The following is a 10,875-nucleotide window of genomic DNA, read 5'->3' as shown; positions in this document are numbered from 1 at the left end:
GCGACGGCCGGCACCGCCGGGTACGCCGGACGGGCCCGGCGGTCGGAGCGCGGCCGTGGGAAGGGGAGGAGCCGCCGCCGCCCGGGGCGGGCGCCAGTCCTCGCGCAGCAGCCGACGGGTGGCGCTGGCAAGGTCTCCCGCGTCGCGCGCCTGCTCGGCCTCGCCGCCGGCCGTGGCACCGGCCCTGGCCTCGCCGTCGGCCGTGACCGTCCCGCCACCGTCGCGCGCGGCGGCGCCGGCGCCCGCGGTGGCCGGCCCGGTGAGGCGGGCCAGCAGCGCGACCGCCGTCGGCCGCCGCGCCGGATCCTTGTCCAACGCCGCCCGCACCAGCGGTTCCAACGCCGGGGGCAGCCCGGCCAGGTCCACCTCGCCGTGCACCGCCCGGTAGAGGAGCGCTTCGGGACGGCCGACGCCGAACGGCGCCCGACCGGTCGCCGCGAAGACGACGGTCAGACCCCATGCGTACACGTCGACCGGCATTCCGACCGGCGCGTCCCCGGTGACCTGTTCGGGAGCCATGAAGCCTGGGCTCCCCACGCCGACACCGGTGTGGGTGGCGAGCATCGTCGACTCGATCGCCGCGGCGATGCCGAAGTCGATGACCTTCGGGCCGTCGGCGGCGAGCAGCACGTTGGCGGGTTTCAGGTCGCGGTGAGCCACCCCGGCGGCGTGGATGGCGCACAGGGCCTCGGCGAGCCCGGCCGCGAAGGCGCGCAGCAGCTCCGGCGGCAGCGGCCCCTCGGCGGCGACCACCTCGGCCAGACTGGTGCCTGCCACGTACTCGGTGGCCAGCCACGGCGAGCGGGCGTCCGGATCGGCGTCGATCAGCCGGGCCGTACACGTTCCCTCGACGGCGCGGGCCGCGGACACCTCGCGACGGAAGCGAGCGCGGAACTCGGGATGTTCGGCGTACTCGGTGCGCACCAGCTTGATCGCGACCGGCCGGCCGGCCTGGTCCGCCCCGACGTAGACGACGCCCATCCCGCCGGCGCCCAGCCTGGCCACCAGCCGGAACCCGGCGATCCGGGCCGGGTCGGTGTCGGTCAGGGGCGTCAGCGGCACCGCGTACCTCCTCGTCGTGGCCCCGGCCGAGACCCGCGACGCGGCGGCGCCATCATGCGCTCGCCGAACCGGTGTGCCCGCGGATGAGGGTCACCGACGAAACCCCCGTAGTCAGGTCTCACCCCGTAGTCAGGTCTCACAGTGCACCATCACCTACCAGTTGGCGTTGAAACCCGCCTGTCACTGACAGGTGACCTTTTGGCGAAGCCCCGGTTCGTGGTGGCCCGGACACGGAGCTTCGTGCTGGCGGCCGCGCGATGGCGGCGGCCGCGCGTCGGCCCGGCCGTCTTCCGGCCACGATGTGCAGAATTGGCGGCGGATCGGCTCCCGGTGGGGCCGGCACGGCCGGCCGCGCCGGCGAGAGCCTGGCGGCGGGGCGCGGCGCGAGAGCGCGACCGGGCGCGAGGCGAAGGAGGCGGCTGTGCGTTACGTCGCGATCGGGGACAGTTTCACCGAGGGCGTCGGCGACGAGCAGGGCGAGGACGGCCCGCGCGGCTGGGCCGACCTCGTCGCGGCCGGGCTCGCCGCCCACCACCAGACGGAGGTCTGGTACGCCAACCTCGCCATCCGCGGCCGGCTGCTCGAACCGATCATCACCGAGCAGCTCGAGGCGGCTCTCGCCCTCGACCCGGCTCCGACGATCCTGACCCTCAACGGCGGCGGCAACGACATGATGCGTCCCGGCGCGGACCTCGGCCGGCTTACCACCCTGACCGCGCGGGCGGTCGACCGGTGCCTGCGGGCGGGCGTCACACCGGTCCTGCTCGCCGGCCCCGACCCGTCCGGCCGGCTTCCGTTCGGCCGGACGCTGCACCGGCGCGCGGCCGCGCTGACCGACACGGCCGCCGACATCGCCCGGGCCAGAGGCGTGCTGTTCGTCAACGTCTTCGCCGACGACGAGATCCGCGAGCCGCGCTACTGGTCGCAGGACCGGCTTCACCTCAACTCGCTCGGTCATCTGCGCGTCGCGAGCCTCGTCCTCACCGCCCTGGGCGTCCAGCCGCCCTCGCCCTCGCCGTCGCCCGCCGACGCGGCGCCGTGGCGGTCCGGCCCGTTCGCCGAGGCCAGCTACTACTGGCGCCACGTACGCCCCTGGGTGACCCGACGACTCACCGGGCGCTCGTCCGGCGACGGGCGGGACGCGAAACACCGGACCTGGGCCCTGGTCGAGCCCGCGCTGACCTGACCTGGTCTTTCCCCGCGGCCACGGTCCGCGTGGGTGGCCAGGACGTTATCGACTGATGCCGCGTCCGGCTCGGCCGCGCGGTCAGCCATGGCGCTCACCACGGCGGCGCGCACCGGGCCGGTCGCGCCGGCGGCGCGCAGCAGCGGCAGCATCAGGCGGATCTGGCGGCGCAGGTCGGCTGTGACGGGGTTGGTGCCCAAGCCGCCGGTCGTCGAGCATTGCCGTCGGCGGACCCGAGGGCCGAGGTCTAGGCGCCCTGTGGGCGGCGCAACTCCCACCGGTTGCCAGCCGGATCGTCGCAGAAGGTCACCACGAGGTCGCCGAAGCCGCCGGACCGGTAGGCGATGCCGGCGGCGTCGAGCCGGGCTTCGATACCTTCGTCGACCTCGATGGCCGTGTGGGCATGGGCGGCGGGCCGGTGTTCGGGGTCGATGCTGAGGTGGATCTCGCTGCCGTCGTCAGCCTGGTACCACCGCGCGATGCCCACGAGCCCGGGCGGCGGATCCAGCTTCCGATAGCGGAGGACGTCGATGAGGAACGCGCCCTCGGCCTCGTCGAGGCCCGGCGGCACACCCAGGTTGGCGTGGTGGAAGCGCGGCATCGGTCGTTGACCTCCCAGTGGCTCCCAGCCCGTCGCGGGCAGGCCAGGTGTCCTCGGACCAGATTCGGGTCGCCAGCAGGTCAGCCGCAACAGAACCGGTCGTCGCACGGCTGCCCGCGGTGCCGAGCCGACCGAGCCGGCCCGCGGTGTGTGCCGCTCGCGCCGGCTGCCGGCAGTGATGTCGGCGACGACGAAGCCGTCCTGGGCGGACGGGAGCCGAATGATTCCTCGACCCGCGCGAGGATCTCCTCAGGCCGGTTGGGTGGGCTGTCGCGTTCGTCCGCCACCGTGCGCTCGGCGACGCCAGCCAGTTCCCGGGCCACCCAGGTTGTGCCGCGGCGCGGGGCGTCGCTCGTAGGAGACTCGTCCGGTGACGAACGTGATCCGGTGGGCTGTCCCGGCCGCGCGCGCCGCCGGCGGAGCGCGGACGTCGTCCCATCGCGACGCGCCGATGGACGGCCGGGGAGACGCCGTCGTGTCGGTCGTGGGCCGGATCCTGCTGGTGGCGGCCTGCTGGTCGCTGGTCAGCCTGGCGCTGCGGCGGGTCCACTGGGCACGCCGCGTCGACGACGTGTTCGGGCTGGTCAATCTCCCGGTGAGCCCGAGCCTGTTCTCGACCGCGCTGTTGTTCGTCCTCGCGGGCGCGGTCCGGCGGCGGATGCGGGGCGCGCTCTGGCTGCTGTTGGCGTTCCAGGCGGTGGCGGCCGGCTATCTGATCGCGCTGCTGGTCCGCTTCGTGACCGGCGCGCGGGACGTGCGAGATCTGTCGACCCTCGGCGCCGCGTACCTGGTCGCCAACGCGGCGGTGACGGTGGCCGTCATGGCGTTGCTGTGGCTGAGCCGGCCGGCGTTCTCCTCACGGCTGGAGCCCGGCGCCCGGTGGCGGGCACTCGGTGTGCTGGTGGGCGGGCTGGCCGCGTCGGTGGCGTTGTCGGTCGCGTTGACCCTGTTGTTCCCGGCCCAGCTGACCGGCGTGGGGCGCAGGGTCGTGTGGGGAGCGCGGGCGGCGCTCGGCGTCGAGCCGAACTCGTCGGAGGTGGGCTGGCAGGGGCAGCACGGCTACCACTGGATCGCGGTGCTGGCCGGCCTGCTCTCCGCCGTCTCGCTCATAGCCGCGGCTGTGGTCTTCCTGAGGTCGGCCCGGGCCAAGGCCTACCTCACCGCGGCCGACGAACTGGTGGTGCGCGGGCTGCTGCTGCGCGCCGGGCAGCGGGACTCGCTGGGCTACTTCGCGACCCGTCACGACAAGTCCGTGGTCTTCTCGCCTCGGCGGGACGCCGCGGTGACCTACCGGGTGCTCGCCGCCGTCAGCCTGGCGAGCGCGGACCCGATCGGCCCGCGCGCGGCGTGGGCGGGCGCGATCGAGGCGTGGCTCGCCGAGGCGCGGCTGTTCGGCTGGTTCCCGGCGGTTCTGGCGGCGAGCGAGGAGGGCGCCCGAGCCTACGTCGCCGCCGGGCTCAAGGCCCTGCCGATCGGCGACGAGGCCGTCATCGACGTCGCCGAGTTCAGCCTGAGGGACGCGCGGATGGAGCCGGTCCGGCGGGCGGCGCGCCGGGTGCGCCGGGCGGGCTACACCATCACCGTGACCCGCCACGGGGCCCTGTCGGCGGGCGAGCTCGCCGAGATCGGACGGCGCGCCGAGGACTGGCGCCGGGACGACACCGAGCGCGGGTTCTCCATGGCGCTCGGGCGGCTCGGCGATCCCGCCGACGAGGCATGCGTCGCGGTGCTCGCGCACGACGGCGACGGCCAGCTGCGCGGGGTGCTCTCGATGGTTCCTTGGGGATCGCGTGGACTCTCCCTGGACCTGATGCGCCGCGAGAGGAACGCGGAGAACGGGCTCGTCGAGGCGATGGTCGCCGCTCTCGTCGACGCGGCGCGCGACGAACTCGGCGTGCGGGTGATCTCGCTGAACTTCGCTATCTTCCGCGAGGTGTTCAGCGCCGCCGAGCGGATCGGCGCGGGGCCAGGCGCGCGGCTGAACGCCCGGGTGCTTACGTCGGCCTCGCGGTTCTGGCAGATCGAGAGCCTGTACCGTTCGAACGCCCGCTATCTGCCGCGGTGGACGCCGCGCTACCTGTGCTACGACTCCACGCTCACCCTGACCCGCGTCGCGTTCGCGGCGGGAATGGCCGAGGGATACCTGCCGACCTTCGCCAGGCCTCGGGAACCCGCGCGAGACACAGCCGTCGAGTACGACGGACGGGAACTGCCCTTCGCCGAGGCGGTCGCGGCGCAGCGCCGGGCGGCGTTCCGGCTGGACCTGCCCCGGCAACGGCCCGCCGAGCAACAGCGGGTGCGGCACGCCAAGCTGGACAGGTTGCGGGCCGCGGGCATGGATCCCTACCCGGCGGCGGTCGCGCGGGACAGCGAGATCGCGGACCTGAGGAGCCGTTTCGGGGATCTGGCTCCTGACACCCGGACGGACCGCCGGGTGTCGGTGACGGGACGGGTCCACGCGCTGCGTGACCACGGCGGGCTGATCTTCGCGGTTCTGCGGGAGGGCGACGCCTCGATCCAGGTGATGGTCGACCGTTCCCGGCTCGACCCCGCCCTGCACCGGCTGTTCCGCGCGGCCGTGGATCTCGGCGACCACCTGAGCGTGACCGGCGAGGTGACGACCTCTCGCCGCGGCGAGCTGTCGGTGTCGGCGACCGGGTGGCAGATGGCGGCGAAATGCCTGCGGCCGCTGCCGAGCGCCCGCGCCGGGTTCACCGACCCCGACGCCAGGGCCCGGCAGCGTCACCTCGACATGATCGTCAATGCCGACACGAGGCGTATGCTCGTCGGTCGTTCCCGGGCGGTCGGTGAGATCCGTCGATTCTTCGTCAGCCGGCGGTTCACCGAGGTCGAGACTCCCATGCTGCAGGCGGTCCACGGCGGCGCGAACGCGCGCCCGTTCATCACCCACATCAACGCCTACGATTCGACGCTCTATCTGCGGATCGCGCCCGAGCTGTATCTCAAACGGCTCTGTGTCGGTGGAATGCCGCGGATATTCGAGCTGAACCGGAATTTCCGCAACGAAGGCGCCGACGCCACGCACAATCCCGAGTTCACGTCGGTGGAGGCGTACCAGGCCTACAGCGACTACCTGGAGATGCGTGACCTCACCCGTGAGCTGGTCATCGCCGTCGCCACGGCCGTGCACGGCGCGCCAATCGCGCGCAGACCCGGGCCGGACGGGCGGCTCGCGGACGTCGACCTGTCGGGGCCGTGGCGATCGGTCACCGTGCACGACGCCGTCTCCGCCGCCGTCGGTCGCGCCGTCACCGCCGACACGCCCAGGGAGGAACTCGCCGGCCTGTGCCGGGAACGGGGCATCACCCCGCCGCTGGACGCGGCGGCGGGCACGCTGGTCGCGGCGCTCTACGACGAACTCGTCGAACCCGCCACGACCGACCCGACCTTCTACCTCGACTTCCCCGCCGCGACCTCCCCGCTGACCCGCGCCCACCGCCGAGATGCCCGGCTCGCCGAACGCTGGGACCTGGTCGCCTTCGGCGTCGAGATCGGCACCGCCTACTCCGAGCTCGTCGACCCGGTCGACCAGCGGACCCGGCTCACCGAACAGTCGCTGCTCGCCGCCGCCGGCGATCCGGAGGCGATGCAGGTCGACGAGGCGTTCCTCTCCGCGCTCGAGTACGCCATGCCCCCGACGGGCGGCCTCGGGATCGGGGTCGACCGGCTGGTCATGATGCTCACCGGGGCCTCCATCCGCCAGACGCTCGCGTTTCCCTTCGTCCGGCCCGCGCCCCTTCCCGCCGCCGCGCCCGGCCGCTGACCGCCGCCGCTCGCCGCGCCCCTGGCCGAAGGCCGCGCGTACCCCACCAGGCCTGGCATCCACCCCACCCGGCCTGGGAGTTGTCGGTTACCTGACCTCGGGGCTGGCCTTCGGTCACAGGCCACGTCACATCCAGCTCGGGCACGCTCCGCCTTGTTCACGAACCAGCGTCGACGAGGAGAGAACGATGGCCGGCAAGGCTGTGATCAGCTTGACCACGGGTCTGGAGGACCCGGAGAAGGTGACCGTCGCGTTCCTGGTCGCGGTCGGGGCGGCCGAGCTGGGCCGGCCCACCCTGATGTTCCTCACGAAGGAAGCGGTCCGGCTCGTCCTGCCCGGGGTCGCCGTCGGTGTGGCGTGTGAGGGCTGCCCGTCGCTGCCCGACCTGGTCGAGCGGTACCAGAAGGCCGGCGGTCGTTTCATGGCCTGCCCGATCTGCTTCGACGCCAGGCGGCTCGACAAGGGCGACCTGATCGCCGGCGCCGAGCTCAACGGCACCATTCCCATGTGGCAGTGGATCGGCGACGAGGGCGCCACCACCTTCAGCTACTAGGGCACCCTTCGGCAGCGCACGGCGTCATCCCCGGGATCCGGCGGACGATCCGTCCAGCGGACGACCCATTCAGGCGGCGGCCTCCCTCGACGAGGAAGGCCGCCGCTCTGGTTCCGGAGGAGGACCGTTCTCTGGCCCCGGCCTCTCTGGCCCCGGCCCCCGCGACGCCGCCGTCCGACGAGCCGCCGTCAGACGAATGGTGGCCGCTCCACGGTGAGCACGGCCGGGTTGTCCACCTCGGCGGCGAGGACGCGGGCGGCTTCGGCGGCGTCGCGGTCGCCGTTGCGGCCGCGGTGCAGGTAGGCGCGGGCGACGAGTTCCCGCATACCCGTGCGGGTCGCCAGGGCTTCGAGGTCGGCGATCCAGGGCCCAGCGAGCCGCGCGGGATGCCTGCTCGCCAGCGCGCACAGCGTGTCGAGGCAGTAGCCCTCGATCCACAGCCAGGCGTCGGGCTGGCGGGCGCAGCGCGCGCGCCCCTCGGCCACCCACCGCAGGGCGGCTTCGAGGTCACCGCGCCGGTCGGCGACGAGTCCGAGGCCGCGGGCGGAGATTCCCTCCCAGCACGGATCTCCGAACTGCGACCCGAGGGCGTAGGCGTGTTCGAAGGCGGCTGCCGCCTCGTCGACGTGGCCCTCCATCAGGTCCACCTCGGCCAACAGCGACTCGGGGAGCGGGACGAACGCTGTCCAGCGCGCCCGGTGCGCCGCGGCCAGCGCCTCCCGCAGGACGGCGCGGGCGTCGGCCAGCTCGTGGCGGAGCAGATGGCTGCGCCCGACGAAGGTCAGCGCCCAGGTCTCCGCGGTGGGGACCCGGGCCTGGCGGGCCAGACGGACCGCGTCGCGCAGCTCGCGCTGCCCGTCGGAGTGCCGACCGATGTCCGCCAGCACCAGGCCCTGTATGGCGCGCGCCCAGGCCAGTTCGGCCGGGTCGTCGGCGGCGAGGGATGCCGCCTTGCCCAGCCAGCGCGACGCACGGTCGTACCTGGCGCGGAGCAACTCGACGTAGCCGAGTTCCCGGTGGGCCTGCGCGGCGTAGGTGGGAGCCGCGGCGCGCTCGGCGGCGGCGACCGCCCGGTGAAGGATCTCCGCGCCCTCGCCGTCACGCCCGCGGACCCCGCGGATCAGGGCTGAGCCAAGCGTGACGAGCGTTCTGGCCTCGAGCTCCGGCTCGCCGGTCTCGTGCGCGTCCGCGGCGGCCTGCCGCAGCGAGGCGACGCCGGAATCGATCGCGCCGGCGTCCATCGCGGCGAGCCCCGCCTCCAGACGCGCCTTGATACCAACCTCGGAAGCCATGCGGGTTGGCGGATCGGGCGGGGGCTCGACGTCCGCCGCCCGCAGGACGGCTTCCACGGGAAGCCTGCCGAGCTCCTTCTGGAACAGCGCGACGCAGGCGTCGCGCTGCTGCGCGGCCGCGCCCCGGTCACCCGCCCTCACGTAGGACCGGATGAGCAGTTCCTGGGCGTCCTCGTCGAGTGGCCTGGAGGCGACGAGGCCGCTGACCAGCTCGACCGCCCGGCGTGCGTCCCCCGTGGCGAGCCTGGCCCGCGCGGCCTCGCGCAGCACGTCGTCGGCCACGCCCGCCAGGTGGCGGCGCTCGGCCAGGAGCCACACCTCGAAGGCGGGGCTTGAGGGAAAGGACATGCCCTCGAGGAACTGACGCCGCAGCCCCGGCAGGTCCAGCGCCTGCATCCAGGTACCGGTCCGAAGGGCGCGAACGTCGATGAACGTGCCGGGTGGCAGCCGTAGCTCGACCGGGTCGCCACCGACCGTGGCGGAGACGCCGAGCAGGCGGCGAAGCTGGGACAGGTTCCAGCTCAGGGCATTGAGCGGATCATCCGCGTCGGAGAACAGCAGCTCGGCGAGCCATTCGCGGCTGGGCGTGGAGTCGGTGGCGAGCAGGTAGGCCAGGAGAGCCCACGTCTTGCGGCCGCGCGGCGCCGGCTGCCGATCCGGCCCGCACATGACATAGGGGGCTCCCAGGAGATGAACGGACATCGGCCCCGTGCCCGCGCCTGGTGCCGTGCCGGTCACCGGCCGGGCAGGCTCGACTACCAGACGATGTTTCACCGGCCGTGTCACCTCTTTCCCGCCATGCTCGCCGAATCATAGTGACAGCCCCGCGCGACCGCCCTTGTCATCATCCAGACAGCGGGGAATTAGCATGATTGAAATCAACAGGATTAACGGCGAGGGTGGCCTGATTGCGCCGACGACAGCCATGATGATGGGTGCCCGCGCCGGTCAGCCGGCGCGGGTCAGCCCGGTGTGGCGCGTCGAGGTCCCTGCCCGCCGCCGTCGCCGGGCCTGGCGCTGGCCGGCCGCCTACATGGAATCGGACGGGATGGCGGCATAGCCGAGCACGCGGACGTCCCATTGCGCGAGGTCGGCTTCGGTCAGGCCGGCGAGCTGGCCGGCGGCCCGCAGAAACGGAACGACCTTCGTCGCGTCCACGAGCATGACGTAGACGCGGGTCGTGATTCCGGAATATCCGCCGTAGCCCAGGCTGTACGGCGGGACCGTGAAGCAGTTCTGACTGCTCGGCACCAGCTCGTCGCCCGGGTAGAAACGGCCGTTGCCCCGATTGTGGGTGATGGTGGAGTCGGTCGTCGCGGGATCGCTCCAGGCGGCCGCGACCAGTCGCCAGCCGGACGGAACCGGCCCGCTGAGCCGACCACCGAGAGCCAGCGCCGGGTGCCAGGACGGGTAGTAGGCGTAACGCAGCTCGGTGAGCCGGATGCCGGCGAGGTCCGCGCCATGCTCGTCCACGACGTCGGCCTGGGTCTGCAGCGGCATGGAGTAGCAGCCCTGGGCGCGCGGCGCGTCGCCGAGGGACGGCGGGCTCAGGTCGGCGCGCGGCGGGCCGGCACCGCCGACCGGGCCGGCCCCGCCGGCCCCGCCCGGCCCGAGAACAGGGGGACCGCCCCCCGGCGGGCGCCCGCCGACGAGCAGGCCCGCCCCGGGCTGCGCCCCTGAGGGCTGAGCGGGGCCGGTCACCGTGTCCCCGCGCATGGCGAAGAAGGTGATCAGGCTCGCGAGGGCGCCGGCCACGAACGCCGCGCCGACCGTCACGGAGGCCATCCGCCAGGGGGCCGGCCGTGGCCGTGGCGGACGCCCCGACGGCGCCGGCGGTCCCGCGTCCCGGCCCGTCCCGGCGGCGGCCGGGCGACCGCGCCGCGCCGGGGCGTCGCCGGAGTCCTCCCGCATACCCCCGGTCCGGATACCCCCGGCCGTCCCCGCCGCCATGACCGCCGGCGGGCTGCCGTCCGTGGCTACCGGCGGGCTTCCGTCCGCGTGTGCCGCCACGACCGCGGCGGTTTCTCCGGCGTCGGAGCCCTCGGGACCGGGGCCAAGGCCGGCCACCGGACCGTCGTCCGCGGCCGAGGAGGGATGGGAGCGCGCGGAATGTGCGCGGACCCTTCGCCAGGCCGTCAGCCAGGCCTCCCGCCGGTACGGGTCGTAGGCATCAATGATCATTGTGAGCGTCTTCGCGGTGAGCCGTCTGCGCTCGTTGCGCAGGTCGTTCACCGTCGTCTTGGACAGCCCGGTCCGCCGCTCCACCGCTCTGTCGTAGGAGTCACCCAGCAGGCGAAGCACGGCAACCCGCAACTCGGCCTCCGTCGAGACCGACGCGGGGTCGGGCGGCCGCTCAACCTCCGGCTCCGCCATCAGGTCGCCTTCCTCCTGCTGCTC

The 10,875-nt window shown here is 73.8% G+C and carries 7 protein-coding genes; 3 read left to right on the top strand and 4 right to left on the bottom strand.

The genetic code is table 11. The annotated features are described in order from the left end of the window. Positions 1-1,062, bottom strand: a 1,062-nt coding sequence (locus I6A81_RS04220; protein ID WP_203010105.1) for a serine/threonine-protein kinase, incomplete at its 3' end; no start/stop codon positions are given. A 421-nt stretch (positions 1,063-1,483) separates the two neighbouring features. On the opposite strand from I6A81_RS04220, the gene I6A81_RS04215 reads away from it, so the two are divergent. Beyond that, a complete protein-coding gene (locus I6A81_RS04215) occupies positions 1,484-2,248 on the top strand; it encodes an SGNH/GDSL hydrolase family protein (protein WP_203001786.1) in 765 nt (254 codons plus the stop codon). 247 nt (positions 2,249-2,495) lie between these two features. On the opposite strand, the gene I6A81_RS04210 is transcribed toward I6A81_RS04215, so the two are convergent. Then, entirely contained in the window at positions 2,496-2,849 is a 354-nt protein-coding gene (locus tag I6A81_RS04210; RefSeq protein ID WP_203001787.1) for a VOC family protein, read from the bottom strand. Positions 2,850-3,219: 370 nt separating this feature from the next. Here I6A81_RS04210 and lysX point away from each other — a divergent pair, with 370 nt between their 5' ends. Both lysX and I6A81_RS04200 read left to right on the top strand, forming a co-directional pair. Next, positions 3,220-6,633, top strand: a complete 3,414-nt coding sequence (gene lysX / locus I6A81_RS04205) for a bifunctional lysylphosphatidylglycerol synthetase/lysine--tRNA ligase LysX (protein ID WP_307874464.1) — start codon at positions 3,220-3,222, stop codon at positions 6,631-6,633. 187 nt (positions 6,634-6,820) lie between these two features. Beyond that, positions 6,821-7,186: a DsrE family protein gene (locus I6A81_RS04200; RefSeq protein ID WP_203001788.1), complete on the top strand. Its 366-nt coding sequence runs from the start codon at positions 6,821-6,823 to the stop codon at positions 7,184-7,186. Between the two features lie 188 nt (positions 7,187-7,374). Here the strand turns inward: I6A81_RS04200 and I6A81_RS04195 are convergent, their stop codons facing one another. Together I6A81_RS04195 and I6A81_RS04190 are read right to left on the bottom strand one after the other, a co-directional pair. Beyond that, positions 7,375-9,252: a BTAD domain-containing putative transcriptional regulator gene (locus I6A81_RS04195; RefSeq protein WP_203001789.1), complete on the bottom strand. Its 1,878-nt coding sequence runs from the start codon at positions 9,250-9,252 to the stop codon at positions 7,375-7,377. 255 nt (positions 9,253-9,507) lie between these two features. After that, a complete protein-coding gene (locus I6A81_RS04190; RefSeq protein ID WP_203001790.1) occupies positions 9,508-10,851 on the bottom strand; it encodes an XRE family transcriptional regulator in 1,344 nt (447 codons plus the stop codon). Positions 10,852-10,875 lie beyond the last annotated feature (24 nt).

It is taken from the genome of Frankia nepalensis (genome assembly GCF_016786325.1).
GTDB lineage: Bacteria > Actinomycetota > Actinomycetes > Frankiales > Frankiaceae > Pseudofrankia > Pseudofrankia nepalensis.
Note: the sequence above shows the minus strand (reverse complement) of the source record. Positions and strands in the feature narration are given on the sequence as shown.